This is a genomic window from Pseudomonas sp. MPC6 (assembly GCF_006094435.1).
In the GTDB taxonomy this organism is placed as follows: Bacteria; Pseudomonadota; Gammaproteobacteria; order Pseudomonadales; family Pseudomonadaceae; genus Aquipseudomonas.
The window spans coordinates 1,039,234-1,063,965 of the sequence record NZ_CP034783.1 but is presented as its reverse complement, the minus strand read 5'-3'; the positions used below and the strand labels follow the sequence as shown (position 1 = coordinate 1,063,965).

General features: G+C 60.1%; 25 protein-coding genes. 13 read left to right on the top strand and 12 right to left on the bottom strand.

Translation table 11 applies throughout. From position 1 onward, the window contains the following. Positions 1–571: 571 nt before the first annotated feature. A complete protein-coding gene (mqo, locus tag ELQ88_RS06910; protein ID WP_128873699.1) occupies positions 572–2,080 on the top strand; it encodes a malate dehydrogenase (quinone) in 1,509 nt (502 codons plus the stop codon). A gap of 135 nt (positions 2,081–2,215) precedes the next feature. Here mqo and ELQ88_RS06905 read toward each other — a convergent pair whose 3' ends face one another. The 4 genes from ELQ88_RS06905 to ELQ88_RS06890 form a co-directional block, all read right to left on the bottom strand. Beyond that, complete coding sequence (locus ELQ88_RS06905) at positions 2,216–2,503, bottom strand: PA4642 family protein (protein ID WP_059406169.1); 288 nt, start codon at positions 2,501–2,503, stop codon at positions 2,216–2,218. A 63-nt stretch (positions 2,504–2,566) separates the two neighbouring features. Continuing rightward, the gene (locus tag ELQ88_RS06900; RefSeq protein ID WP_138964299.1) at positions 2,567–3,052 is read right to left on the bottom strand and encodes a hypothetical protein; all 486 of its coding nucleotides are present in this window, start codon (positions 3,050–3,052) and stop codon (positions 2,567–2,569) included. A gap of 176 nt (positions 3,053–3,228) precedes the next feature. Beyond that, positions 3,229–3,702, bottom strand: coding sequence for a WbuC family cupin fold metalloprotein (locus ELQ88_RS06895; protein ID WP_128873697.1), 474 nt, complete (start codon positions 3,700–3,702; stop codon positions 3,229–3,231). Between the two features lie 4 nt (positions 3,703–3,706). Continuing rightward, positions 3,707–4,264: a hypoxanthine-guanine phosphoribosyltransferase gene (locus tag ELQ88_RS06890; protein WP_128873696.1), complete on the bottom strand. Its 558-nt coding sequence runs from the start codon at positions 4,262–4,264 to the stop codon at positions 3,707–3,709. Between the two features lie 174 nt (positions 4,265–4,438). On the opposite strand from ELQ88_RS06890, the gene upp reads away from it, so the two are divergent. Together upp and ELQ88_RS06880 are read left to right on the top strand one after the other, a co-directional pair. Next, entirely contained in the window at positions 4,439–5,077 is a 639-nt protein-coding gene (gene upp, locus ELQ88_RS06885; protein WP_128873695.1) for a uracil phosphoribosyltransferase, read from the top strand. Positions 5,078–5,079: 2 nt separating this feature from the next. After that, complete coding sequence (locus tag ELQ88_RS06880; RefSeq protein WP_138964297.1) at positions 5,080–6,354, top strand: uracil-xanthine permease family protein; 1,275 nt, start codon at positions 5,080–5,082, stop codon at positions 6,352–6,354. 108 nt (positions 6,355–6,462) lie between these two features. Here ELQ88_RS06880 and hemH read toward each other — a convergent pair whose 3' ends face one another. Both hemH and ELQ88_RS06870 read right to left on the bottom strand, forming a co-directional pair. Beyond that, positions 6,463–7,485: a ferrochelatase gene (gene hemH, locus ELQ88_RS06875; RefSeq protein WP_138964295.1), complete on the bottom strand. Its 1,023-nt coding sequence runs from the start codon at positions 7,483–7,485 to the stop codon at positions 6,463–6,465. A 13-nt stretch (positions 7,486–7,498) separates the two neighbouring features. After that, a complete protein-coding gene (locus tag ELQ88_RS06870; protein ID WP_138964293.1) occupies positions 7,499–8,401 on the bottom strand; it encodes a TIGR01777 family oxidoreductase in 903 nt (300 codons plus the stop codon). A 196-nt stretch (positions 8,402–8,597) separates the two neighbouring features. Here ELQ88_RS06870 and ELQ88_RS06865 point away from each other — a divergent pair, with 196 nt between their 5' ends. From ELQ88_RS06865 to ELQ88_RS06835, 7 genes are all read left to right on the top strand, one after another. Next, positions 8,598–9,584 carry an NAD(P)/FAD-dependent oxidoreductase gene (locus tag ELQ88_RS06865; RefSeq protein ID WP_128873691.1) on the top strand — a complete coding sequence of 329 codons (987 nt, stop codon included), beginning with the start codon at positions 8,598–8,600 and terminating at the stop codon, positions 9,582–9,584. Positions 9,585–9,705: 121 nt separating this feature from the next. Further along, a complete protein-coding gene (locus tag ELQ88_RS06860) occupies positions 9,706–10,665 on the top strand; it encodes a DUF523 and DUF1722 domain-containing protein (protein WP_138964291.1) in 960 nt (319 codons plus the stop codon). Continuing rightward, positions 10,665–11,606 carry a MerR family transcriptional regulator gene (locus tag ELQ88_RS06855; RefSeq protein ID WP_138964289.1) on the top strand — a complete coding sequence of 314 codons (942 nt, stop codon included), beginning with the start codon at positions 10,665–10,667 and terminating at the stop codon, positions 11,604–11,606. The genes ELQ88_RS06860 and ELQ88_RS06855 overlap by 1 nt, the downstream gene beginning before the upstream one ends. Before the next feature lie 21 nt (positions 11,607–11,627). Then, on the top strand, positions 11,628–13,073 hold the full coding sequence (gene phrB, locus ELQ88_RS06850) for a deoxyribodipyrimidine photo-lyase (protein WP_138964287.1): 1,446 nt from the start codon (positions 11,628–11,630) through the stop codon (positions 13,071–13,073). Between the two features lie 116 nt (positions 13,074–13,189). Then, on the top strand, positions 13,190–13,972 hold the full coding sequence (locus ELQ88_RS06845) for an SDR family oxidoreductase (RefSeq protein WP_138964285.1): 783 nt from the start codon (positions 13,190–13,192) through the stop codon (positions 13,970–13,972). Continuing rightward, the gene (locus ELQ88_RS06840) at positions 13,969–15,216 is read left to right on the top strand and encodes an FAD-dependent oxidoreductase (RefSeq protein ID WP_138964283.1); all 1,248 of its coding nucleotides are present in this window, start codon (positions 13,969–13,971) and stop codon (positions 15,214–15,216) included. The genes ELQ88_RS06845 and ELQ88_RS06840 overlap by 4 nt, the downstream gene beginning before the upstream one ends. Before the next feature lie 150 nt (positions 15,217–15,366). After that, positions 15,367–15,672 (top strand): YkgJ family cysteine cluster protein, encoded by a 306-nt coding sequence (locus ELQ88_RS06835; RefSeq protein WP_074880229.1) that lies wholly within the window; start codon positions 15,367–15,369, stop codon positions 15,670–15,672. Positions 15,673–15,798: 126 nt separating this feature from the next. Here ELQ88_RS06835 and ELQ88_RS06830 read toward each other — a convergent pair whose 3' ends face one another. The 6 genes from ELQ88_RS06830 to hemA form a co-directional block, all read right to left on the bottom strand. Further along, complete coding sequence (locus ELQ88_RS06830; RefSeq protein WP_138964281.1) at positions 15,799–16,317, bottom strand: acyloxyacyl hydrolase; 519 nt, start codon at positions 16,315–16,317, stop codon at positions 15,799–15,801. A gap of 124 nt (positions 16,318–16,441) precedes the next feature. Continuing rightward, entirely contained in the window at positions 16,442–17,233 is a 792-nt protein-coding gene (murI, locus tag ELQ88_RS06825) for a glutamate racemase (protein ID WP_138964279.1), read from the bottom strand. Continuing rightward, positions 17,226–17,981 carry a molybdopterin-synthase adenylyltransferase MoeB gene (locus ELQ88_RS06820; RefSeq protein WP_138964277.1) on the bottom strand — a complete coding sequence of 252 codons (756 nt, stop codon included), beginning with the start codon at positions 17,979–17,981 and terminating at the stop codon, positions 17,226–17,228. Before ELQ88_RS06820 ends, murI begins: the two co-directional genes overlap by 8 nt. Continuing rightward, on the bottom strand, positions 17,975–18,805 hold the full coding sequence (gene prmC, locus ELQ88_RS06815) for a peptide chain release factor N(5)-glutamine methyltransferase (protein ID WP_128873682.1): 831 nt from the start codon (positions 18,803–18,805) through the stop codon (positions 17,975–17,977). Before prmC ends, ELQ88_RS06820 begins: the two co-directional genes overlap by 7 nt. Continuing rightward, positions 18,806–19,888, bottom strand: a complete 1,083-nt coding sequence (gene prfA, locus ELQ88_RS06810; protein WP_128873681.1) for a peptide chain release factor 1 — start codon at positions 19,886–19,888, stop codon at positions 18,806–18,808. Further along, positions 19,885–21,174 carry a glutamyl-tRNA reductase gene (gene hemA, locus ELQ88_RS06805; protein ID WP_138964275.1) on the bottom strand — a complete coding sequence of 430 codons (1,290 nt, stop codon included), beginning with the start codon at positions 21,172–21,174 and terminating at the stop codon, positions 19,885–19,887. The genes prfA and hemA overlap by 4 nt, the downstream gene beginning before the upstream one ends. A 350-nt stretch (positions 21,175–21,524) precedes the next feature. On the opposite strand from hemA, the gene ELQ88_RS06800 reads away from it, so the two are divergent. The 3 genes from ELQ88_RS06800 to ispE are packed head-to-tail and all read left to right on the top strand — an operon-like array spanning position 21,525 to position 24,725. Further along, complete coding sequence (locus ELQ88_RS06800) at positions 21,525–23,249, top strand: tetratricopeptide repeat protein (protein ID WP_138964273.1); 1,725 nt, start codon at positions 21,525–21,527, stop codon at positions 23,247–23,249. Positions 23,250–23,253: 4 nt separating this feature from the next. Next, a complete protein-coding gene (lolB, locus tag ELQ88_RS06795; RefSeq protein WP_128873679.1) occupies positions 23,254–23,871 on the top strand; it encodes a lipoprotein insertase outer membrane protein LolB in 618 nt (205 codons plus the stop codon). Positions 23,872–23,873: 2 nt separating this feature from the next. Continuing rightward, positions 23,874–24,725: a 4-(cytidine 5'-diphospho)-2-C-methyl-D-erythritol kinase gene (gene ispE / locus ELQ88_RS06790; RefSeq protein ID WP_138969486.1), complete on the top strand. Its 852-nt coding sequence runs from the start codon at positions 23,874–23,876 to the stop codon at positions 24,723–24,725. Positions 24,726–24,732: the final 7 nt, after the last annotated feature.

The following is a 24,732-nucleotide window of genomic DNA, read 5'->3' as shown; positions in this document are numbered from 1 at the left end:
GAAGCTGGCGTGCTTGCTGTTCCCTTAAGCAAAACCCCACTTTTCGCGAATCTGCAGAGCTGTCATTACGCTCGGTCACTGAGCTGTTTGCCCGTTTTGACTGTCATGTATTGCATGGCGGCCATCCATCCGGGCACGGTGCCAGGCTGGGACAGCCCTTTTTGAGGTTCACGTCTTCAAAAGAGCGTGAAAAAAACGGGTTTTCACAACTTCACAAGAGTGTGGCGAGCAAATGAATAGTTTTGCGTCTGAATATGCACCATTAGCGTCTGAAACAGCCCAACGACACAGGACCGAGTATTCCTCGAACACCGGAGCCTGAAGCCTGTCCGCTACGGATTTGGTTGCACAAACGGATGTATCGACCATAAGTCGAATTGCCAGCCGCGCGCTGAAGTGAGTTCATGTAGCTCTTTTGGGCCCGGTCGGTAGCCTCCGTCGAAGTTGCGAAAAATTGCGAAGATTCGGACATGGCGATCCTGCCATGGTACTTGGGGCATCACTGACACGCCCCGGAACACCTGGCAGCCATGCCGACAATTTGGTGCTGCAGATTTTGGAGACGCGTTAAATGGCGCATAACGAAGCAGTCGACGTAGTACTGGTTGGGGCCGGCATCATGAGTGCCACCCTGGCGGTACTGCTCAAAGAGCTCGACCCCGCGATCAAGCTGGAAGTCGTCGAGCTGATGGATTCCGGTGCCGCGGAGAGTTCAAACCCGTGGAACAACGCCGGGACCGGCCACGCCGGGCTGTGCGAGCTCAACTACACGCCGCAGGCCGCCGACGGCACCGTCGACATCAAGAAAGCCGTGCACATCAATACCCAGTTCGAGGTGTCGAAGCAGTTCTGGACCTACCTGACCAAAAAAGGCACCTTCGGTTCGTCCAAGACCTTCATCAGCCCGGTGCCGCACCTGAGCTTCGTCCAGGGTGACGCTGGCGTTTCCTTCCTCAAGGAACGTTTCGAGGTGATGAGCAAGCATCACGCCTTCGCAGACATGGAATACACCGAAGACAAGGCCACCATGGCCGAGTGGATGCCGCTGATGATGCCTGGCCGGCCGGCCGACGAAGTCGTCGCCGCCACTCGCGTCATAAATGGCACCGACGTCAACTTCGGCGCCCTGACCAATCAATTGCTCGCGCACCTGACCAGCGCACCCGATGCCCAGGTCAAGTACTGCAAGCGCGTCACCGGCCTGAAGCGTAACGGCAGCGGCTGGACCGTCAGCATCAAGGACGTCAACAGCGGCAACACCCGCGAAGTCGATGCCAAATTCGTCTTCCTCGGCGCCGGTGGCGCGGCCCTGCCGCTGTTGCAGGCTTCGGGCATTGAAGAAAGCAAAGGCTTCGGCGGCTTCCCGATCAGCGGCCAGTGGCTGCGTTGCGACAACCCTGAAGTGGTCAAGCACCACCAGGCCAAGGTCTACAGCCAGGCTGCAGTCGGTTCGCCACCGATGTCGGTACCGCACCTGGACACCCGTGTGGTCGACGGCAAGAAGTCCCTGCTGTTCGGGCCTTACGCCGGGTTCACCACCAAGTTCCTCAAGCACGGCTCCTTCATGGACCTGCCGATGTCGGTTCGCGCCGGCAACATCGGCCCGATGCTGGCCGTGGCGAAAAACAACATGGACCTGACCAAGTACCTGGTCAGCGAAGTCATGCAGTCGATGGAGCAGCGCCTGGAATCCCTGCGTCGCTTCTACCCTCAGGCGAAAGCCGAAGACTGGCGCCTGGAAGTGGCTGGCCAACGGGTGCAAATCATCAAGAAAGATCCGAAAAAGGGCGGCGTCCTGCAGTTCGGTACCGAACTGGTCGCGGCCAAGGACGGTTCCCTGGCGGCACTGCTCGGCGCTTCGCCTGGTGCTTCGGTGACGGTTTCGATCATGCTCGAGCTGATCGAAAAATGTTTCCCGAACAAAGCCTCCAGCGAATGGGCTGCCAAACTGGCGGAAATCTTCCCGGCCCGGGAAAAGGTTCTGGAAACCGATGCCGCGCTGTATCGCAAGATCAATGTGCAGAACAACATCGCACTGGAACTGGTTGAAGCCAGCAGCGAGACCGAAAGCTACGCTTGATTCGGCAGCATGAAAAACGCCCCGTTTTCATTGAAAACGGGGCGTTTTTTTGTGCCTTCTGTAGGAGCCGGGCTTGTCGGCGAAAGCGATCTCACGGACGCCTTCGCCGGCAAGCCTGGCTCCTACAGGTAATGGTTAACCGCGAGCCTTGGCGATCAACTCGATGTACTCGGCCGCATTGCGCTGATCCTTGATCAGGGCAACGAAGTCATTGCCGTGCTCATCCTTGCCGTCCAGATCCAGGCCAGCTTCGACGAAGAACGTCAGAAAACGCTCGAAATCATCGATACGCAGGCCGCGATAAGCCTTGATCAGCTTGTGCAGCGACGGCGAAGTGGCGTCGACCGGCTCAAAATCGAGGAACAGTTTGATCTGCGCATCGCCGATCTCGTCACCAATCACTTGCTTCTTATCTTTACGCATTGCCGACTCCAGCTCGCAGACATTTTCACGGGCGGGCAGTTTACCCCCCACTTGCCGCCGGGCTCAACGCGGACGAACGCCACCGGTGTGCAGATCGGCCCAGACATGGCCGTTGGCGTAGCTGAGGAACTGGCAATACACCGTCTCATTGCGCAACAGGTCGATGACCACGCGGTACTGGGCCATCGGGTAAAACAGCGTCAGGGTTTTGCTCTTGGCGTCGTAGACCGGCTTTTTCAGGCTTTTGCTTTCGCCATCGAAGTTGACCAGCACCTGGGTGATGGTCGCGCCCTTGTTCAAGGGTTTGCCCTTGAGGCGGATCAGCAACGGGGAAGTGACCGGAATCGGCTGTTGATTGGACTGGCGCTGGCTGCCCACCACCACGGCGTAGTCGGTGACCTGCAGCAGTTGTTGCTGCTCGGGAGCCGCGTCACGCAGGGTCAGGTCATCCGGGGGCAGGAACTGCGCGTGCATCGGCGCCGGGGCGGCGGCCAGGGGTAGACTGAGGGTCAGCAACAAGGCGGCGCAGCTACGGGTCAAAAGGCTCATTACAGGCTCCGGAGGGCGGGGCCGAGCACTCTATCACGCAGATTCAAAGGTGGATCGGTGAACACGGATCCCCTGTAGGAGCTGGCTTGCCAGCGAAGGCGGTGTGTCAGCTGCATGGATGCCGGCTGATGTGACGCCTTCGCTGGCAAGCCAGCTCCTACAGGGGGGGGTGAAGCTCAATCGAACTGCGCGCGCATCCACGCCTGATACTCGGCAACCCCCGGCTCACCTTCGCGGGGCGCCCACTGAGCAAGCTCACCCTCACCGACCGGGCGATAAGGACCGGCCTTGCACTCGAACATCAGGCTGTCAGCTTCCAGCACCACCAGGCCATGAAACACGCCCGCGGGCAGGTCCACGCCGACACAGTCGCCACCGGCCTGCAGGATTTGTTTGCGCACCACCACGCCGGACTCATCGAAAATCAACAGGCCAAGCCGCCCCTTGAGGACCAGCAAGGTTTCAGCCTTGTTATCGCCCAGGTGACGGTGAGGCGGGATGTAGGTGTTCGGCTGCAACCCTACGGCCATCCGGTGACAGGCATCTTCCATCTGATGGAAGTTGTGATGCTGCCGCCCGCGCGGATTAGCCGCCGCTTTCTCGGCCAATCCAGTGAACAGGTTTTGATCAAGAAAACTCGGCGTGGTCATGTGCTTACATTCCTTTAACCGCAAAAATCCCGTTGGCGTTACGCCAGTAGCCTTTGTAGTCCATGCCATAACCGAAGATGTAACGGTCGATGCACGGCAGGCCGACGAAATCGGCTTTCAGGTCCGGACGGGCCTTGCGGTCGTGGTCCTTGTCGATCAGCACGGCGGTGTGCACTTTGCGCGCGCCGGCATGTTTGCAGAAGTCGATGATCGCGCCCAGGGTGTGACCTTCGTCGAGGATGTCGTCGATGATCAGCACGTCGCGATCGATGAACGAGACTTCCGGCTTGGCCTTCCAGAACAGGTCGCCGCCGCTGGTTTCGTTGCGATAACGGGTGGCGTGCAGGTAGGACGCTTCCAGCGGGAACTGCAAATGGGTGAGCAGCTTGCCGGCGAAAATCAGCCCGCCGTTCATCACACAGAACACCACCGGATTGCTATCAGCCAGCTGGTCGTTGATGTGTGCACCGACGCGGGCGATGGCCGCCTCGACTTCAGCTTCGGTGTACAGGCAGTCAGCCTCTCGCATGATTTGACGGATATGCTCGAGATCAGCGGACATGGCGCTCTCCAGGGGGTTTGGGGGGAGTGACGGATTCGGAAAAGCGGGCAAAGGTACGCATCAAGCGAGGCCAGATCAAGCCTTTGTGGACTAACGTACTCTATGTCTATAGGACAACACCCTCGGATAGATTAATCTAGGCCGGTTTTTTTGCCCGCCGCCGGAGCCTTTCCCATGCCCATCCTCGAGATCCGCCATCCGCTGATCCGTCATAAACTCGGCCTGATGCGCCGCGCCGACATCAGCACCAAGAATTTCCGTGAGCTCGCTCAGGAAGTCGGTGCCCTGCTGACTTACGAAGCCACCAAAGACCTGCCGCTGGAAACCTACGATATCGAAGGTTGGGCCGGCACTGTGTCGGTCGAGAAGATCGCCGGCAAGAAAATTACCGTGGTGCCGATCCTGCGCGCCGGTATCGGCATGCTCGAAGGCGTGCTCAGCCTGATCCCGGGCGCCAAAGTCAGCGCCGTGGGCGTGGCCCGCAACGAACAGACTCTACAGGCTCATACCTACCTGGAAAAGCTGGTGCCGGAAATCAACGAACGCCTGGCGATGATCATCGACCCGATGCTCGCCACCGGCAGTTCCATGGTCGCCACCATCGACCTGCTGAAGAAGGCCGGTTGCCGCGACATTCGCGCCATGGTGCTGGTCGCGGCGCCAGAAGGCATCGCCGCCGTGGAGAAGGCTCACCCGGACGTGACCATCTACACCGCCTCCATTGATCAAAAATTGAACGAACACGGTTACATCATTCCAGGCCTGGGCGATGCCGGTGACAAGATCTTCGGTACCAAGCAGAAGGACGCGTGACCATGCAGGATGAGTTCAACGATCCGCTCTGGCGCACGGTGCTGTCTGGTGCCCAGATGCTGTTCGTGGCGTTCGGTGCGCTGGTGTTGATGCCGCTGATTACCGGCCTCGATCCGAACGTGGCACTGTTCACTGCAGGCCTGGGGACGATTCTGTTCCAGATCGTCACCGGGCGTCAGGTGCCCGTGTTCCTGGCGTCGAGCTTTGCCTTTATCACCCCGATCATTCTCGCCAAGGGCCAATTCGGCCTCGCGGCGACCATGGGCGGTGTGATGGCGGCAGGCTTCGTCTACACCTTCCTCGGCCTGGCCGTGAAAATCAAAGGCACAGGTTTCATCGACCGCTTGCTGCCACCGGTGGTGATTGGCCCGGTCATCATCTCCATCGGCCTGGCCATGGCGCCGATTGCCGCGAACATGGCGATGGGCAAGGCGGACGACGGCACCGAGCTGATTCATTACCAGACGGCGATGTTGATCTCGATGCCGGCGTTGCTGACCACCCTGATTGTCGCGGTGTTCGGCAAAGGCATTTTTCGCCTGGTGCCGATCATCTCCGGCGTGCTGGTGGGCTTCGCGATGGCGTTCTATTTCGGTGTGGTCGATACCGCGAAGATCGCCGCAGCTCCCTGGCTTGCGATTCCGCACTTCACCGCGCCGGAATTCAACTGGCAGGCGATTCTGTTCATCATTCCGGTGGCGTTGGCTCCAGCTATCGAGCATATCGGCGGCGTGATTGCCGTGGGCAGCGTCACCGGTCGCGATTACCTGAAGAAGCCCGGCCTGCACCGTACCCTGCTCGGTGACGGGATTGCGACCACCGCAGCCGGCCTGTTCGGTGGTCCGCCCAACACCACGTACGCCGAAGTGACGGGCGCGGTGATGCTGACCAAGAACTACAACCCGAAAATCATGACCTGGGCGGCGATCTTCGCCATCAGCCTGGCGTTCGTCGGAAAATTCGGTGCGCTGCTGCAAAGCATCCCGGTGCCCGTGATGGGGGGGATTCTGTGCCTGTTGTTTGGCTCGATCGCGGCGGTGGGGATGAACACGTTGATTCGCCATAAAATCGACCTGAGCGAGGCGCGCAACCTGGTGATTGTCTCGGTAACCCTGGTATTCGGGATTGGCGGCGTGCTGGTCGGCACCGGCACTGGCCCGGACGACTTCGGCCTCAAAGGCATTGCGCTGTGCGCGGTGACGGCGATTGCCCTGAATTTGTTGCTGCCGGGTAATGACAGCTGGAAGCACAAGAAGGCGGGTGAGTCGTTGTTGTAAGCCTGGGGTTTTTGTTGCTGCTTCAGACGCCTTCGCCGGCAAGCCGGCTCCTACAGGTTTTGTGTCGATCACGCGACCTGTGTAGGAGCCGGCTTGCCGGCGAAGCTTTTACAGCGCCAACGGCGCCCTCTCACATAACGTGTTCAACGCCCGCGCCCACTGCGGATCATCATTCAGGCACGGCACCAGCACCAACTCCTCCCCTCCCGCCTCGCGGAATTGCTCCTTGCCGCGATCACCGATCTCTTCCAGCGTCTCGATGCAATCGGCGACAAACGCCGGGCACATCACCAACACTTTTTTCACGCCCATGCCAGCCAGCTCATCAAGGCGCGCTTCGGTGTAGGGTTCGATCCACTTGGCCCGGCCCAGCCGCGACTGGAACGACACCGACCACTTGCCGTCCGGCAGCCCCATGCGTTTGGCAAACTCGGCTGCCGTGCGCAGGCACTGCCCGCGATAACAGGTCGCGAGCACTTCCGGTGGCGCACAGGCGCAGCAATCGCCGCCGCCCTCGAAACAGTGACCGGGGTTGAGTTTTTTCAGGTGCCGCTCGGGCAAGCCATGGAAGCTCAACAACAAGTGATCGAAATCCTCCTGCAAATGCGGCTTGGCACTCTCTACCAGCGCGTCCAGGTATTCCGGCTGGTCGTAGAACGGCTGAAGAATCGCGAACTGCACATCGAGGTTGTGCTCACGCACGACCCTTTTGGCTTCTTCGATCACCGTGGTCACCGTGCTGTCGGCGAACTGCGGGTACAGAGGCGCCAAGGTAATGCGTTTAATCCCCTGCCCCGCCATGCGCACCAGCGTCGACTCGATCGACGGCTCGCCATAGCGCATCGCCAGTTCCACCGGACCGTGGATCCATTGCGCGGTCATGGCCTGTTGCAGGCGACGGCTGAGCACCACCAGCGGCGAGCCTTCCTCCCACCAGATCGAGGCATAGGCGTGGGCCGATTGCTCCGGGCGCTTGAACAGGATCAGCGATACCAGCAACCGTCGTACCGGCCATGGCAAGTCGATCACATAAGGGTCCATCAGAAATTGATTGAGATAACTGCGCACATCGGCCACCGAAGTGGAGGCAGGCGAGCCCAGGTTGACCAGAAGCAATGCGTGATCGGTCATGCAACGTCCTATTTCAAAGGCGGCTGGACAGGTCGTCCAGAGCCGCGCGCAAATCAGTGAACCGGAAAGTGAATCCCGCTTGCAGCAAGCGAGCCGGTACGGCCTTCTGGCCACCCAGCAACAGCAATGACAACTCGCCCAGACACACTTTTAAAGCCAGGGCCGGCATCGGCATGAACGTCGGGCGATGCAACACGCTGCCCAGCGCCTTGGCAAACTCACGATTGCGCACCGGCTGGGGCGCGCAGGCATTATAAGGACCGCTGGCGTCTTCGCGATGCAGAAGAAAATCAATCAGGGCGATTTGATCGTTGATATGAATCCACGGCATCCATTGGCGACCGTTGCCGATCGGCCCGCCCAGCCCCAGTTTGAACGGCAGCAGCAGCCGCGACAAAAAGCCGCCCTCGGCCGACAACACCAGCCCGGTACGGATAAGGATCACGCGAATGCCCATGGCTTCGGCACGCTGCGCGGTTTCCTCCCAGGCGATGCACAACTGACTGGCGAAATCATCGATGACCGGGGGCGATTCCTCGGTCAGTTCCCGTTCGCCACCGTCGCCATACCAGCCAACGGCGGAGCCCGAGATCAATACCCGGGGTTTCTGTTCGCGGCTGTCGAGCCAGGCCAGCAAGGTTTCGGTCAGCGTGATCCGGCTGCTCCAGAGCAGCGCTTTGCGTTTGGAGGTCCAGGGCCGGTCGGCAATCGGTGCACCCGCCAGATTGATAACGGCATCGACGGTTTCTTGCCCAAGGTCTTCGAACAATGCGACGCCGCGCACCTGTGGTCCGCAAATTTTTGCGACTTTTTCCGGTGTGCGACTCAACACAGTCAAACGATGGCCCTGACTCAACCAGTGTCGACAGAGTTGACGTCCTATCAAACCAGTACCGCCGGTCAGCAATATGTGCATGACTTCTTCCTCGCGTGGCGTTTAACCCTGATCACTAGTCTATTTTTATAAGCAGGGATCTTTGGTATCGGGCAGGCTCTATGTTTAACAATAGGCCAAGCCGTCAGAACGAGAACGCTAAAAGTTATACCAAAAAACAATATTGTACAGGTTTAAACCCCGGCGTAGTCTGTACAGAAAGGTAAACGAGGCCCCTATGACTGTACCTATCGCAATCATCGGCACCGGCATCGCCGGACTGTCAGCCGCCCAGGCCCTTACGGAGGCCGGGCATGTCGTGCAACTTTTCGATAAAAGCCGCGGCAGTGGCGGACGCATGTCGAGCAAACGCAGCGATGCGGGTGCCCTGGACTTGGGCGCGCAGTATTTTACCGCGCGCGATCGCCGCTTCGTCACGGAAGTCCAGCGTTGGCAAGCCAACGGCTGGGTCGCCGAGTGGACGCCGCAGCTCTACACCTACCACGGCGGCCAGCTCAACCTGTCGCCGGACGAACAGACCCGCTGGGTCGGTACGCCACGCATGAGCGCCATCACCCGCGGCCTGCTTGGCGATCTGGAAGTGCAGTTCGCCTGCCGGATCACCGAGGTCTATCGCGGCGAAGAGCACTGGCATCTGCAAGACGCCGAAGGCTTCACCCACGGCCCGTTCGGCCATGTGGTGATCGCCACGCCAGCGCCGCAGGCCACCGCGCTGCTGGCCTCCGCGCCGAAGCTCGCCGGGGCGGCCGCGGGGGTGAAGATGGACCCGACCTGGGCTGTCGCCCTGGCCTTCGAAACGCCGCTTGATACGCCCATGGAAGGCTGCTTCGTGCAGGACAGCCCACTCGACTGGCTGGCCCGCAATCGCAGCAAACCCGGGCGCGACAACACCCTGGACACCTGGGTCCTGCATGCCACCAGTGCCTGGAGCCGGCAGCATATCGACCTGTCCAAGGAAGCGGTGATCGAGCAGTTGCATGGCGCGTTCGCTGAACTGTTGCACGACGCCATGCCCGCTCCAACCTTCAGCCTTGCCCATCGCTGGCTCTACGCCCGCCCCGCCAGCAGCCATGAATGGGGTGTGCTGGCCGATGCCGATCTGGGCCTCTATGTGTGCGGCGACTGGTGCCTGTCCGGGCGTGTGGAAGGTGCCTGGCTCAGCGGTCAGGAAGCCGCCCGCCGTTTGCATGCACATTTACAGTAGGTGGATAGCGTTAGCGCGGAATACTTATACAAATAATTTGACTTGTACACCTTTGAATCTATGATCAAGTAATGTTGTACAGAACAGGAGTTCTGTACAGGTCTGGATTCGAGGTGCCCCGATGTCCCACCCCACCGTTAAACCGAAAATCGCCATCAGCGCCTGCCTGATGGGTGCCGAGGTGCGTTTCAATGGCGGGCACAAGCAGTCGCGGCTGTGCAGCCAGACCCTCACCGATTACTTCGATTTCGTCCCGGTGTGTCCGGAAGTTGCCATCGGCCTGGGCATCCCGCGCCAACCCATCCGCCTGGTGGGTAGCCCCGAACAACCCGATGCCATCGGCTCAGTCGATCCTGCGATCAACGTCACGCGGCCACTGGCTGAATATGGCCAGAAAATGGCGGCCGAGCTCAGCGATATCTGCGGCTACATCTTCATGCAGAAATCGCCGTCATGCGGCCTGGAACGGGTCAAGGTCTACCACGCCAACGGCGTGCCGGTGGACGGCGGTGGGCGCGGCATCTACGCCCAGGCCTTTTGCTCCCTGCATCCGGATTTACCGGTGGAAGAAGAAGGTCGACTCAACGATCCGGTGTTGCGGGAAAACTTCCTGACCCGCGTATTCGCCTACAGCGCCTGGCAGCAATTGCACCAAGCAGGCCTGACCCGCCGCGGCCTCACAGACTTTCACTCGCGCTACAAATACCTGCTGATGGCCCACAACCCGGTGCACTACAAAATCCTCGGCCATCTGCTGGGCAACATGGGCCGCAGCGATCCCCTGGAACTGGGTCCACGCTATTTCAGCGAACTGATGGCCGCCTTGAAGAAATGCGCCACGCGCCGCACCCATACCAATGTCCTGCAACACATCAGTGGTTACCTGAAACAGGCGATCAGCGCCGAAGACAAGCAGGAAGTGCAGCACGTCATCGGCCAGTACCGCCAAGGCATCGTGCCGCTGGTGGTGCCGCTGACCCTGCTCAAACATTATTTTCGCCAGCATCCGGATCCGTACATCGCGCAGCAGGTTTACCTGCAGCCGCACCCGGAAAATCTCAGCCTGCGAAACGCGATCTGATGAAAACCCCACTCGACGCCAGCGCCAGCGCAGACGTGGGCGCCGACTTCGCGAAGGCCCTCGATGACGGCTGGTTGCCCATTCGTGAAGTGGCCCGCCAGACCGGCGTCAACGCCGTGACCTTGCGCGCCTGGGAACGGCGTTATGGCCTGATCGTGCCGCAACGTACGCCCAAGGGTCACCGGCTGTTCCGCGCCGAACATGTTCAACGCATCCTGACGATTCTGACCTGGCTCGATCGCGGCGTTGCCGTCAGCCAGGTCAAGCAACTGCTCGACACCCCACAGGCCTTGACCGAATCGGTCGAAAACGATTGGCATGTGCTGCGCCACACCCTGCTGCACGCAATGACCCAACTGAACGAACGTACCCTCGACGACACCGTCAACCAGGCCATGGCGCTGTACCCACCGCGAATCGTGTGCGAACAACTGCTGATGCCGTTGCTGGCGGAACTGGAACAACGTTGGCAAGGCCAGTTCGGCGCACAGATGGAACGGGTGTTTTTCTTTTCCTGGCTACGCAGCAAATTCGGCGCCCGCATCTACCATAACAACCGTCAGTTGCGCAGTGCGCCGCTGCTGTTGATCAATCACTCGGACCTGCCGCTGGAGCCCCACCTGTGGCTCACCGCCTGGTTGATCAGCAGCGCCGATTGCCCGGTGGAGGTGTTCGACTGGCCACTCCCCGCCGGCGAGCTCGCGCTGGCGGTCGATCACCTGAAAGCACGGGGCGTGCTGCTGTATTCCAGCAAAGCCATGAACCTTTCACAGCTGACGAAACTTTTGAATAGCGTCAGTTGCCCAAAAATGATTGCAGGACCCACGGTGTGCATCCACCACACCGAGTTGTCCGCTAGAGCCACCGAGATTACTGACTTGTTCCTGGCCGAAGATCCGTTATCGGCTCACCAGGACCTGGTCCGGCGTGGGCTCATTTAATTGTTACCCTTGGATACCACCATGCAATTGATCTGGCTGCGCAGCGACTTGCGCCTACATGACAACACCGCCCTCTCGGCCGCCGCCGCACGGGGTCCGAGCTTGGCTGTGTTCCTGCTGAGCCCGGAACAATGGCGCGAGCACGACGATGCGCCGTGCAAAGTGGATTTCTGGCTGCGCAACCTGAGCGAATTAAGCCGCGCGCTGAACGAACTGAACATTCCCCTGCTGATCCGCCATGCACCACGCTGGGATGACGCGCCGAATATTTTGCTCGAGCTTTGTCGGCAGTTGGCGATTGAAGCCGTGCACGTCAACGAGGAATACGGCATTCATGAAACCCGCCGGGACCTGGCGGTGGCTGACGCGCTGAAGACCCAGGGTATTGAGTTTCACCGCTATCTCGACCAGCTGCTGTTCAAGCCCGGGAGTGTCCTGACCAGGACCGGCACGTATTTCCAGGTGTTCAGCCAGTTCCGCAAGGTTTGCCATGAACGCCTGCATCATGCGCTTCCCGGTCTGGTGAACGCCCCAAAAGTGCAAGCGCCATTGAGCATCGAACCGGACAAGATCCCCGCCAACATCGAGGGTTTCGAAACGCCCGGCGACAACTTGCGCGCCCTCTGGCCGGCCGGTGAAGGCGAAGCCCGGCGCCGCCTCGACACTTTTACCGACACCCAGATCGACTACTACCAAAGCGAGCGGGACTTCCCGGCCAAACCCGGCACCAGTCAACTGTCGGCCTATCTCGCGGCCGGCGTGATATCTCCTCGCCAATGCCTGCATGCGGCCCTGCAAAGCAATCAAGGTGAGTTCGACAGCGGCAACGTGGGCGCCGTCACCTGGATCAATGAGTTGTTGTGGCGCGAATTCTACAAACACATATTGGTGGGCTACCCACGAGTGTCCCGTCATCGCGCCTTCCGCCCGGAAACCGAAGCCCTGGCCTGGCGCGATGCGCCTGAAGAACTCCTGGCCTGGCAGCAAGCCCGCACCGGCCTGCCCATCATCGATGCGGCCATGCGCCAATTGCTTGAAACCGGCTGGATGCACAACCGTCTGCGGATGGTAGTGGCCATGTTTCTGACCAAGAACCTGCTGATCGACTGGCGCGAAGGCGAACGCTTTTTCATGCGCCACCTGATCGATGGCGACCTGGCGGCTAACAACGGCGGCTGGCAGTGGAGTTCGTCCACCGGCACCGACTCGGCCCCCTATTTCCGGATTTTCAACCCGTTGAGCCAGTCGGTAAAATTTGATGCCGAGGGCGTATTCATCAAGCACTGGCTGCCGGAACTGGCCGGACTGAGCAAAAAAGAAGTGCACAACCCGGTAAACCTCGGAGGGCTATTTGGTGTGTCAGGTTATCCGTCGCCGATCGTCAATCTTAGTGAGTCGCGCACGCGAGCGCTGGTGGCGTTCAAGAATCTGCCGTCGCGGCAGAACGCAGGAGGCGGGGATGAGTGATTTCCTGCGCGAGACAGTACATTGCCACCGGGATTACTTCGATGCCCGGGCACTATCTAATGAACATCTACCCGTATTTTGGGCCAGTCGTGTGCCTGGCTGAAAAGGAGCATGGGATGAGCGTTACACTTCCACGTCGCTTTTGGCTGACTGGCGCCAGCAACGGCATTGGCGCGGCGTTGGCCGAAGAAATACTGAAAACCGGCGCCCACCTGGCGGTCAGTTCACGTTCGGCGGCACCATTGAAGGTCTTGGCCAAGCGCTATCCAGGACAGGTGATGGTGGTGGCCGGCGACCTGACCAACGGCCAGACCGTGCGTGAAATCGGTGAGCGGATTGCCCAGGAGTGGGGCTCGCTGGATTCGGTGATCCTGAATGCCGGCACTTGCGAGTATGTCGACGCCAGGCAGCTGGATGCTTCAATCATCGAGCACGTCGTACGCACCAACCTGCTCGCCAGCAGTTATTGCATCGAAGCTGCCGTGCCCTTGCTGCGAGCCGGAACTGCGCCGCATATAGTGGGAATGGCCAGCTCGGCAACCTATCTGCCGCTGCCCCGGGCCGAAGCCTATGGCACTTCGAAAGCCGGCCTGCGTTACTTGTTCGAGTCCTTGCGCCGCGATCTGGCTCCGGACGGCATCGAAGTCACCATGGTCAGCCCAGGCTTCGTCGACACACCGCCGGCCGCGAACAACGACGTGCCGCCCCCCCTCGCCTGGCCTGTGGATAAAGCCGCTCGGCATATCTTCGAAGAACTCAGGCGCCGTCCCCCGGAGATCGCCCTGCCTGCGCTGTTCATGGCCGCCCTCTGGCCGCTGTCGAAAATGCCCGACAGCGCAAAACTGGCAATCGGTAAACGCATGGTACGTGGCCAGCCGCCGATCAAGGATCAGCCGTGAAGATCGCCATCGTCGGCAGCGGCATTTCGGGGCTGACCAGCGCTTATCTGCTCAACCGCAGCCACGAGATCAGCCTGTTCGAGGCCAGCGACCGGGTCGGCGGTCATACCCATACCCTGGACGTGACTGTCGATGGCCAAAGCTACCGGGTGGACACCGGTTTCATGGCGTTCAACGACTGGGCCTATCCGAATTTCATTCGCCTGCTGGGTCAACTGGGCGTGGCGTTCAAGCCGACGCCAATGAGCTTTTCGGTCACCGACCCCGATACCGGCCTCTGGTACAACAGCAACAACCTCAACAGCCTGTTTTCCCAGCGCCGCAATCTGTTGTCGCCGGGGTTCTGGGGCATGCTGCGGGACATCTCGCGCTTTAATAAAGCGGCACAGCTCGACCTGATCGAAGGGCGAATCGCGGCAGACACCACGCTGGACGACTATTTCAAAGCGAGTGGCTATGGCGAGCGGTTCATCCTGCACTACATCGTACCGATGGGGGCCGCGATCTGGTCGATGTCCATGGCTGACATCCTGGGTTTTCCAATGCGGACCTTCGTCAGGTTCTTCAACAACCATGGTCTGCTGTCCACTGACAATCGCCGGCCATGGTGCGTGATCGAAGGGGGGTCTAACGCCTATATCGCACCATTGACGGCGAGCTTTGAACACAAGATCAGGCTCAATGCCCCGGTCAATCGAGTCGAACGCGATGGGGCTGGAGTGATTATCCATAGCGCCGGCGGCAGCGAGCGATTCGATAAAGTGGTGTTCGCTTGTCACAGCGATCAGGCACTGAAACTGCTGGCCGAGCCAAGCGACGCCGAACAGTCGATCCTCAGTGCCCTGCCCTACGCTGACAATGAAGTCGTGCTGCATACCGACACACGTGTGTTGCCCGAGCAAAAACTGGCCTGGGCCGGTTGCAACTATCGCCTCGGCGGCCCAGGCCATACACGGGCGGCTGTCACTTACGACATGAATATTGTGCAGGGCATCCAGAGCGATACGACGTTCTGTGTCAGCCTCAATCAAAGCGCCGGCATCAGTCCGTTCAAGGTGCTCGCCCAATACACGTATGCCCACCCGCAATTCAGCCTGGCGGCCGTCGCCGCCCAGGAACGCTGGGAAGAATTGAACGGCGCGCACCACACTTACTTTTGCGGCGCCTATTGGGCCAGCGGCACCCATGAAGACGGCGTGGTCAGCGCTTTGCGCGTTGCCCGCTCGTTCGGGGAAACCTTATGACAGCGCCCGCTTCTGCAACTGAACAGCCCTGCGGCGGTGGCGCCAAGCCTCGCGAATACGGTTAGTGGATCAGCCTGCTGCCTGCCCCTGCACCCAAGCGTCCGTCAGGCCTTTCACACAGCACCGCCGCGCTGCCTTACACTGCGCCCCATGAAGACCATCCCCCACACGCAAATCGCCGAACCGGCGGTCACTTGCTCGACCTGCGCCGCGTGCTGCTGCCAGCTTGAAGTCATGCTGATCACCGACACCGGCGTGCCCGAGCGGTTTATCGATACCGATGATTGGGGTGGCGAAGTCATGCTGCGCCTGGATGACGGCTGGTGCGCCGCGCTGGATCGCAACACCATGATGTGCACCATCTACGAAAAACGCCCGTTGATCTGCCGGGAGTTCGAGATGGGGGCGCCGGAATGCATCGAAGAGCGCCAGGGGATCACCACGGCGTATCGCTGAGTCAAACCACCGCAGACCTGTAGGAGCTGGCTTGCCGGCGAAAGCGGTGTGTCAGTCGACACATGTATTAAAACTGACCCATCGCCTTCGCTGGCAAGCCAGCTCCTACAAGAACAGCGCCGAGGGTTACAACGGCATCGTGTAATGCAGCGCGTAACTTTCCACCCCGTTGTTAGGGCTGCTGATCCCGGCATTGGAGTAGTGCGTCGCACGAATCCCGACTTCATGTCCGCCCGCAAAGCGCAGGCCAAAGCCGAACCGGTCTTCAAACTGGAACGCATTGCCGAGCTGGTTGTTTTCGACTTCGGTATTGGCGAACGCCGCTACGCCAACGCCCACCTCCACGTACGGCTTGACGTTCTGTCCGGCAAACTCGTAAACCAACACCGGCGAAAACGACAGGCTGTGGTTGCTGGAACTCTTGTCGCCTTCCCAATAGGTGTAGGCGCCACTCCAGTAACCGGTCAAACGACCGACGTCACTTTGCAGCCAGCTCTGGTCCCAATCGATCTGCATGCCCAGCCGATAAGTCATGGTCGACTCGCTGGTCTGGCCGACCGCGAACTCTACGCCTGCCGCCTGAGCAGTAAAACTGTGCCCCATCAGTGCGGCCGCAATCGCGGCCAAACAGAATAGTCGCTTCATTAGAAACATCCTTTTCCGAACGAGTATCGTGTGATTTTTTTGTGGTTCTCAATAGAACTAAAACTATAGAAGTCGACGTTTAATCAGAAGTTCATCCCGATTATTCGATTTCCCCAAGATTTATCTACTGATTGAAGCTTCGCACAACACCAGAGGTATTCCACAGGATCGGCAAGATATTTCGAAAATGCTCAGGATCGGCACTCGTCCAGAACTGCGCAGCGCGAGCAGCTCCATCAGCGAGCAATTCGCGCTCGGTCAACAGGCGCTGTAGTTGCCGTGCCACCGCGGCGCCGGTGTCGATCAAGCTGATGTCCTCAGGGATCATCTGCTTTAGCAACGGCTTTAAGAAGGGGTAATGCGTGCAGCCGAGAATTATCGTGTCGCAACCCGCGGCAAGCAGGGGCCCGACATACCTGGCCAGCAACTCACGCAGGGCAGGGCTGTGCAGATCACCGTTTTCAATCAGCTCCACCAGCCCGGGACAAGGCTGAGTGATCACCCGGATATCCGTGGCGAAACGATCGAGTAGCGCGGCAAATTTGGCACTCTGCAACGTGCCGGTGGTGGCCAGGACACCGACCACGCCACTGCGGGTAGCTGCCGCGGCGGGTTTGACCGCCGGCTCCATGCCGACTATCGGCCACTGGGGATAATCGCGCCGCAAATCCGCAACCCCGGCGACCGTGGCCGTGTTGCACGCCAGCACCAGGGCCTTGGCACCCTGCTGCTGAAAAAATTCGGCCATGACACTGCAACGGTGTCGGATGAACTCCGGGGTTTTTTCGCCGTAGGGAATATTCCCGCAATCGGCCACGTACAGCAGTGACTCATTGGGCAATAAACGCTGGATCTCGGCCAGCACCGAAAGCCCTCCGACGCCGGAGTCGAACACGCCGATTGGCGCTTCACGCATGGGCAGTACCACAAACGCTGCAACCCGGATCACGTTTGACCCGCAGTTCACGGAAGCGCGTGCCCAAGGCATCGATCAACAACAGGCGCCCCACCAGCGGCTCGCCGAAACCCACCAACAGTTTCATCGCTTCCAGCGCCTGGAGGCTGCCCACCAGCCCGACCAGAGGCCCGAGCACGCCGGCTTCGCTGCACGTCAGTTCGGCTTCGCTGCCGTGCCCGTACAAACAGTGGTAGCACGGACTTTCCGCGCGGCGTGGGTCGAACACCGACAATTGCCCTTCGAGGCGAATCGCCGCGCCGCTGACCAACGGCTTGCGCGCAGCCACGCAGGCCGCGTTGACCGCTTCACGGGTGGAGAAATTATCCGAGCAGTCCAGCACCAGATCCACTGCGCCCACGGCAGCGGCCAGGGAATCTTCGTCCAGCGCCGCGCGGTGGGCAATCAACCGAATCTCGGGATTGATCGCGCCTAGACGACGGATGGCCGATTCGACCTTGCTGACCCCGACGCTATCCGTGTCATGGATGATCTGGCGTTGCAGATTGGTCAGGTCGACGCTGTCGAAGTCCGCCAGATGCAGTTCACCGACCCCGGCAGCGGCCAGGTACAGCGCCACCGGTGAGCCAAGACCGCCAAGACCGATGATCAACACGCGGCTTTGCTTGAGTCGCAACTGACCGTCGATGTCGACGTGTTGCAACAGGATCTGCCGACTGTAGCGCAACAATTCCTGATCATTCAGCACGGCAGGCACCCCAGACTGATGCGTTCGTGACCGCCCAGATCGGTGCGGCTGTGAACCTGTTCAAAGCCGCGGTCCAACAGCAAATCGCGCACCGCAGCGGCTTGATCATAACCATGTTCGAGCATCAGCCAGCCACCCGCTTCAAGATAATCCGGCGCCTGGGCGACGATCAGACGCAGGTCGTCGAGCCCGTCGACACCGGCCACCAGGGCACTGGCCGGTTCGAAGCGAACGTCGCCCTCGATCAGATGCGGATCGGCGGACGCGATATAGGGCGGGTTGCTGATGATCAGTTGAAAGCGCTGGCCTTGCAGCGCGCTGAACCAATGACTGCTCAGTACCGTGGCATTGTTCAGGTGCAGGCGCAGCCGATTGCGCTCGGCCAGGGCTACGGCTTCAAGCACGCGATCCACGGCCGTGACCTTCCACGCCGGACGCTCGCTGGCCAGGGCCAGGGCGATGGCGCCGCTGCCGGTGCCCAGATCGAGCACACTGGCTGGGGTCGCCGGCAGCAATTCCAGCGCGGCTTCCACCAGCAGCTCGGTGTCCGGGCGCGGGATCAGCGTGTGCGGCGCCACTTCCAGATCGAGCTTCCAGAAACCTTGCTGGCCAAGAATGTACGCCACCGGTTCTCCGCCACGACGACGCTGCAAAAACCCGGCAAAGGTCAATGCGGCGTCGCTCGGGACGATGCGTTCCGGCCAGGTGTGCAGGAAGCTGCGGGATTTGCCCAAGGCCGCGGCCAGCAGCAATTCGGCATCCAGGCGCGCCGTGGGCGAGTCGGGCAACTCGGCGGCGCGCAACAAACTGGCAATGATCGTCATTTACTCACCTATGGCCGCCAGTTGATCGGCCTGGTACTCGGCCAGCAACGGCTCGATCACCGCATCGACACCACCCGCGAGGATTTCGTCGAGGGAATACAGCGTCAGGTTGACCCGATGGTCAGTGACCCGGCCCTGGGCAAAGTTATAGGTGCGGATCCGTTCGGAGCGATCGCCCGAGCCCACCAGCAATTTGCGCTCGCTGGCAATGGCATTGGCGGCAGCACTGGTCTGCTGGTCGTTGAGCTTGGCCGACAACCAGGACATCGCCCGTGCGCGGTTCTTGTGCTGGGAACGTTCTTCCTGGCATTCGACGACGATGCCGGACGGCAAGTGGGTGATGCGGATCGCCGAATCGGTCTTGTTGACGTGCTGACCGCCGGCACCGGAGGACTTGTAGGTATCGATCCGCAAATCGGACGGGTTGATCTCGATTGCTTCCTGCTCGTCCGGTTCGGGCAATACCGCCACGGTGCACGCCGAGGTGTGGATACGCCCCTGGGATTCAGTGGCCGGAACCCGCTGCACGCGGTGTGCACCGGATTCGAACTTCAGCTTGCCGTAGACGTTGTCGCCTTCGACCCGGGCGATGACTTCTTTGAAGCCGCCATGTTCGCCGATGTTCTCCGAGAGAATTTCTACCCGCCAGCCACGCCGCTCGGCGTAACGCGAATACATGCGGAACAGGTCGCCGGAGAAAATCGCCGCCTCGTCACCGCCGGTGCCGGCGCGGATTTCGAGGAACACGTTACGGCCGTCGTTCGGATCCTTGGGCAGCAGCATGCGTTGCAGGCTGGCTTCGATTTCGATCAGTTGCTCTTTGGTTTCGCGGACTTCTTCCACGGCCATTTCGCGCATGTCCGGGTCGCTGTCCTTGAGCAGCGCCTGGGCGCCTTCGAGGTCGCCTTGCACTTTGAGCAACTGTTTATAGGCTTCGACAATCGGCTCGATTTCCGCATATTCCTTGGAATAGGTGCGGAATTTGGCCTGATCGGAAATGACCTCGCCATCGCCAAGCAAGGCAGTCAATTCCTCGAAACGGTCCTGGAGGATGTCCAGCTTATTGAGCAGTGACGCTTTCATTGCGGTTTCTTATCCGAAAAGCTATCCGATGAGCCCTCACCGAGGGCAAAGAGTTCCTGGGCCATGGCCAGCGCATCGAGGCGACCTTCGGCAGAGAGCTTTTTCAATTGCACGCTCGGGGCGTGCAAGAGTTTATTGGTCAGGCCGCGTGCCAGCTGCACCAGCACGTCTTCGGCGTTGCTGCCGTTAGCCAGCATCCGCTGGGCCTTGATTAATTCTTCGTCGCGCAGGCGCTCGCTTTGTTGACGATAGGCCTTGAGCACATCCACCGCCGCCAGTTCGCGCAGGCGGATCATGAAGTCTTCGGCACCGATCGAAACCATCTCCTCCGCCGCCTGGGCTGCGCCCTGACGGCTCTTGAGGTTTTCGGCGACCACTTCGTGGAGATCGTCGACGCTGTACAGGTACACGTCGTCCAGTTCGCCGACTTCCGGCTCGATATCCCGGGGGACGGCGATGTCCACCATGAAGATCGGCTTGTGCTTGCGCAACTTCAAGGCGCTTTCCACCGCGCCCTTGCCCAGGATCGGCAACTGGCTGGCGGTGGAGCTGATGACGATGTCGCTGCGCACCAGTTCCGCCGGGATGTCCGAGAGCAACACCGCATGGGCGCCGAACTGCTCGGCCAGGATGCTTGCGCGCTCCAGCGTCCGGTTGGCGACCACGATGCGCTTCACGCCCAACTCATGCAGATGGCGGGCGACCAGGGTAATGGTCTCGCCGGCGCCGATCAGCAAGGCCTGGCTGCGTTGCAGGTCGCTGAAAATCTGTTTGGCCAGGCTGACCGCGGCAAACGCCACGGACACCGGATTTTCACCGATGGCAGTGTCGGTGCGCACCTGTTTGGCCGCATTGAACGTGGCCTGGAACAGCCGTCCGAGCAACGGACCGATGGTGCCCGCCTCGCGGGCCACGGCGTAGGCCGATTTCATCTGACCGAGAATCTGCGGTTCGCCCAACACCAGCGAATCGAGCCCGGAGGCCACCCGCATCATGTGACGAACTGCCGCATCATCTTCGTGCACATAAGCGCTCGCGCGCAGCTCTTCGAGGCTCAAATGGTGATAATCGGCCAGCCAGCGCAAGATGATGTCAGCCGAAAGGTGATCCTGCTCTATATAGAGTTCACTGCGATTGCAGGTGGAGAGGATCGCAGCTTCGCGGCTGTCGGTGAGTCGGCAGAGCTGCTGCAAGGCCTCCACCAGCTGCTCAGGGGTAAAGGCCACGCGCTCGCGGACGTCTACTGAAGCAGTCTTGTGGTTGATACCGAGTGCAAGGAAGGCCATTCAAGGTCGCTGATGGTGACGTGAAGCCGGCAATTGTCCTACTTCGACACAACGAGAACAACTACTCGATCTCTATTGGCCCGGCAGGCGAAAGCCAGGCGTGCGAGCGCTTCTCGTTTACATGACCCCACCGACCCACCGCCGCCGCCCCCTGTGTAGGAGCTGGCTTGCCAGCGAAGGCGGCCTCCAGTCTTGCAGCGCCCTTGAAGACGCCTTCGCTGGCAAGCCAGTTCCTACAGGGGATCGGTGTACACAGGACCGGCATACAGGGGAAAATGGCGGGTCGGTTATGTTTGGCCGAAGGCTTGTGTCATGATGATCCGACCGCAGGTTAGTCGTCCTCTTCCTATATGAATAGATCCTCCGCGTTGCTCCTCGCTTTTGTCTTCCTCAGCGGCTGCCAGGCTTTGGCACCCGTTTCGCCGGACGGTACGCCGCCGGTCGAAGACAGCACTCCGGCCCCTGAAAAGCCCAAGGTTTACAGCTCGTTCAGCGAAGATACCGTCTTCAGCCTGTTGAGCGCCGAACTGGCTGGCCAGCGCAATCGCTTCGACATTGCCTTGGACAACTACGTGACCCAGGCGATCAACACCCAGGATCCGGGCATTTCCGAGCGAGCATTCCGTATCGCCGAGTACCTGGGCGCCGATCAGGCCGCGCTGGACACCGCGCTGATCTGGGCGAAAAACGCCCCGGACGACCTCGAGGCGCAACGGGCCGCTGCGGTGCAGCTGGCTCGCGCCGGGCGTTATGACGATTCGATGCTCTATATGGAGAAAGTCCTGCAAGGCAAGGGCGACACGCATTTCGACTTCCTCGCTCTGTCTGCGGCCGATACCGATCAGGACACGCGCAACGGCTTGATGAAAAGTTTCGACCGCCTGTTGCAGCGCCACCCGAACAACAGCCAGCTGATTTTCGGCAAGGCCTTGCTGTTGCAACAGGACGGTGACGCCAAGGGCGCGCTGAGCCTGCTGGAAGACAATCCTCCGGACGAGGGCGAAATTGCCCCGATCCTGCTGCGCGCACGCCTGCTGCAATCGCTCGATCGTGGCGATGAAGCCTTGCCGCTGCTGAAAAAAAGCATCAAGCAGTACCCGGACGACAAACGCCTGCGCCTGACCTACGCACGCATGCTGGTCGAACAGGACCGCATAGCCGATGCCAAGGTCGAGTTCTCGAGCCTGGTGCAGCAGTACCCGGAAGACGACGAACTGCGTTATTCGCTGGCACTGGTGTGTCTGGAAGCCAAGGCCTGGGACGAGGCCAAGGGTTATCTGGAAGACCTGATCGCCCGGGACAGCCATGTCGATTCGGCTCACTTGAACCTCGGCCGTATCGCGGAAGAGCGTAATGACCCCCAAGGTGCACTGATCGAGTACGCCCAGGTCAAACCCGGTAACGATTACCTGCCGGCACAATTGCGTCAGGCGGATATCCTGATCAATAACGGCAAGACCGCCGAAGCCCAACGCCGTTTGGCGGCAGAGCGCGATGAACAGCCCGATTACGTGATTCAGCTGTATTTGATCGAAGCTGAAACCCTGGCTGCCAACAAACAGGGGGACAAGGCCTGGAACGTCTTGCACCAAGCCTTGCAGCAAAACCCGGACGACTTGAATCTGCTATACACCCGCGCCATGCAGGCAGAGAAACGCAATGACCTGGCGCAGATGGAAAAAGACCTGCGGCTGATCATCAAGCGCGACCCGGACAACGCGATGGCACTCAACGCCCTCGGTTATACCCTGTCCGACCGAACGACGCGTTACGCCGAAGCCAAGGCTCTGATCGAACAGGCGCACCAGATCAATCCGGAAGACCCGGCGGTACTCGACAGCCTCGGCTGGGTGCATTACCGCCTGGGCAATCTCGATGAAGCCGAACGTTACTTGCGCCAGGCCCTGGAGCGCTTTCCCGACCAGGAAGTCGCCGCTCACCTGGGCGAGGTCCTGTGGGCCAACGGCAAGCAACGCGAAGCCAAGCAAATCTGGGGCAAGTTCCTCAAGGAGCAGCCCGACAGCCCTACCCTGCGCAGCACCATCAAGCGCCTGACCGGTTCAGAGACTCTTTAAATTTATGTTCATGCGCCACCTCATCGTTTTCAGCTTCATCGCCCTGCTCGCCGGTTGCGCGGGCTTCGGTGCCCGCGAATCGGTCCAGGGCCAAGGCAACCCGGCCCAATGGCGCGAGTACAAACAGCAGCTTACGGCGCTTGATGGCTGGCAGATCAACGGCAAGATCGGCATCCGCGCCCCCAAAGACTCCGGCAGCGGCACCTTGTTCTGGTTGCAGCGTCAGGACTACTACGACATCCGCCTGTCAGGCCCCCTGGGTCGCGGTGCGGCGCGCTTGACCGGGCGCCCCGGCAAAGTCTCACTGGAAGTCGCCAACCAGGGCCGCTATGACGCGACGTCTCCGGAAGCGCTGCTCGAAGAACAGCTCGGCTGGAAGTTGCCGGTGTCCAATCTGGCCTGGTGGGTGCGCGGGCTTCCGGCCCCGGACAGCAAAAGTCGCCTGACCCTGGACACCGACAGCCGTCTGGCCAATCTCGAACAGGATGGCTGGCAGGTGGAGTACCTCAGCTACGCCGAACAAAACGGCTATTGGCTGCCCGAGCGGATCAAACTGCATGGCACCGACCTTGATGTCACGCTGGTGATCAAGGAATGGCAACCGCGCAAACTGGGGCAGTGACCATGACCGCCCCGCGCTTGACGCTGCCCTCCCCGGCCAAACTCAATCTGATGCTGCACATCCTCGGTCGCCGTGAAGACGGTTACCACGAGTTGCAGACCATTTTTCAGTTTCTCGATTACGGCGATGAAATCACCTTTGCCGTGCGCGACGATGGCGTGATTCGTTTGCACACCGAATTCGAAGGTGTACCGCACGACAGTAATCTGATCGTGCGGGCGGCAAAAAAACTTCAGGAGCAATCCGGCTGTTCGCTCGGCATCGACATCTGGATCGAAAAAATCCTGCCCATGGGCGGTGGAATCGGTGGCGGCAGCTCCAATGCCGCGACGACATTGCTCGGCTTGAATCATCTCTGGCAACTGGGCTGGGATGAGAATCGACTGGCCGTGCTGGGCCTGACGCTGGGCGCCGACGTCCCGGTTTTCGTGCGTGGACACGCGGCTTTTGCCGAAGGCGTCGGGGAAAAACTGACCCCTGTAGACCCCGAAGAACCTTGGTATCTCGTGCTTGTGCCGCAAGTATCTGTAAGTACAGCAGAAATTTTTTCAGATCCGTTGTTGACACGTAACTCTTCTCCCATTAAAGTGCGCCCCGTTCCCAAGGGAAACAGTCGAAATGACTGCTTACCGGTGGTAGCAAGGCGTTACCCAGATGTACGTAACGCATTGGATTTGTTAGGTAAATTTACCGAAGCAAAACTCACCGGAACTGGAAGTTGTGTGTTTGGGGGCTTCCCAAGCAAAGCTGAAGCTGATAAAGTCTCGGCCCTTCTTACAGAGACCCTTACAGGGTTTGTAGCAAAAGGAAGCAACGTTTCGATGTTGCATCGCAAGCTGCAAAGTCTGCTCTAAAGGAACC

Excerpts from the sequence above, each read along its gene's own strand:
- mqo (WP_128873699.1), top strand. The coding sequence starts at position 572 with ATGGCGCATAACGAAGCAGTCGACGTAGTACTGGTTGGGGCCGGCATC.
- ELQ88_RS06905 (WP_059406169.1), bottom strand. The coding sequence starts at position 2,503 with ATGCGTAAAGATAAGAAGCAAGTGATTGGTGACGAGATCGGCGATGCG.
- ELQ88_RS06900 (WP_138964299.1), bottom strand. The coding sequence starts at position 3,052 with ATGAGCCTTTTGACCCGTAGCTGCGCCGCCTTGTTGCTGACCCTCAGT.
- ELQ88_RS06895 (WP_128873697.1), bottom strand. The coding sequence starts at position 3,702 with ATGACCACGCCGAGTTTTCTTGATCAAAACCTGTTCACTGGATTGGCC.
- ELQ88_RS06890 (WP_128873696.1), bottom strand. The coding sequence starts at position 4,264 with ATGTCCGCTGATCTCGAGCATATCCGTCAAATCATGCGAGAGGCTGAC.
- upp (WP_128873695.1), top strand. The coding sequence starts at position 4,439 with ATGCCCATCCTCGAGATCCGCCATCCGCTGATCCGTCATAAACTCGGC.
- ELQ88_RS06880 (WP_138964297.1), top strand. The coding sequence starts at position 5,080 with ATGCAGGATGAGTTCAACGATCCGCTCTGGCGCACGGTGCTGTCTGGT.
- hemH (WP_138964295.1), bottom strand. The coding sequence starts at position 7,485 with ATGACCGATCACGCATTGCTTCTGGTCAACCTGGGCTCGCCTGCCTCC.
- ELQ88_RS06870 (WP_138964293.1), bottom strand. The coding sequence starts at position 8,401 with ATGCACATATTGCTGACCGGCGGTACTGGTTTGATAGGACGTCAACTC.
- ELQ88_RS06865 (WP_128873691.1), top strand. The coding sequence starts at position 8,598 with ATGACTGTACCTATCGCAATCATCGGCACCGGCATCGCCGGACTGTCA.
- ELQ88_RS06860 (WP_138964291.1), top strand. The coding sequence starts at position 9,706 with ATGTCCCACCCCACCGTTAAACCGAAAATCGCCATCAGCGCCTGCCTG.
- ELQ88_RS06855 (WP_138964289.1), top strand. The coding sequence starts at position 10,665 with ATGAAAACCCCACTCGACGCCAGCGCCAGCGCAGACGTGGGCGCCGAC.
- phrB (WP_138964287.1), top strand. The coding sequence starts at position 11,628 with ATGCAATTGATCTGGCTGCGCAGCGACTTGCGCCTACATGACAACACC.
- ELQ88_RS06845 (WP_138964285.1), top strand. The coding sequence starts at position 13,190 with ATGAGCGTTACACTTCCACGTCGCTTTTGGCTGACTGGCGCCAGCAAC.
- ELQ88_RS06835 (WP_074880229.1), top strand. The coding sequence starts at position 15,367 with ATGAAGACCATCCCCCACACGCAAATCGCCGAACCGGCGGTCACTTGC.
- ELQ88_RS06830 (WP_138964281.1), bottom strand. The coding sequence starts at position 16,317 with ATGAAGCGACTATTCTGTTTGGCCGCGATTGCGGCCGCACTGATGGGG.
- murI (WP_138964279.1), bottom strand. The coding sequence starts at position 17,233 with ATGCGTGAAGCGCCAATCGGCGTGTTCGACTCCGGCGTCGGAGGGCTT.
- prmC (WP_128873682.1), bottom strand. The coding sequence starts at position 18,805 with ATGACGATCATTGCCAGTTTGTTGCGCGCCGCCGAGTTGCCCGACTCG.
- prfA (WP_128873681.1), bottom strand. The coding sequence starts at position 19,888 with ATGAAAGCGTCACTGCTCAATAAGCTGGACATCCTCCAGGACCGTTTC.
- hemA (WP_138964275.1), bottom strand. The coding sequence starts at position 21,174 with ATGGCCTTCCTTGCACTCGGTATCAACCACAAGACTGCTTCAGTAGAC.
- ELQ88_RS06800 (WP_138964273.1), top strand. The coding sequence starts at position 21,525 with ATGAATAGATCCTCCGCGTTGCTCCTCGCTTTTGTCTTCCTCAGCGGC.
- lolB (WP_128873679.1), top strand. The coding sequence starts at position 23,254 with ATGTTCATGCGCCACCTCATCGTTTTCAGCTTCATCGCCCTGCTCGCC.
- ispE (WP_138969486.1), top strand. The coding sequence starts at position 23,874 with ATGACCGCCCCGCGCTTGACGCTGCCCTCCCCGGCCAAACTCAATCTG.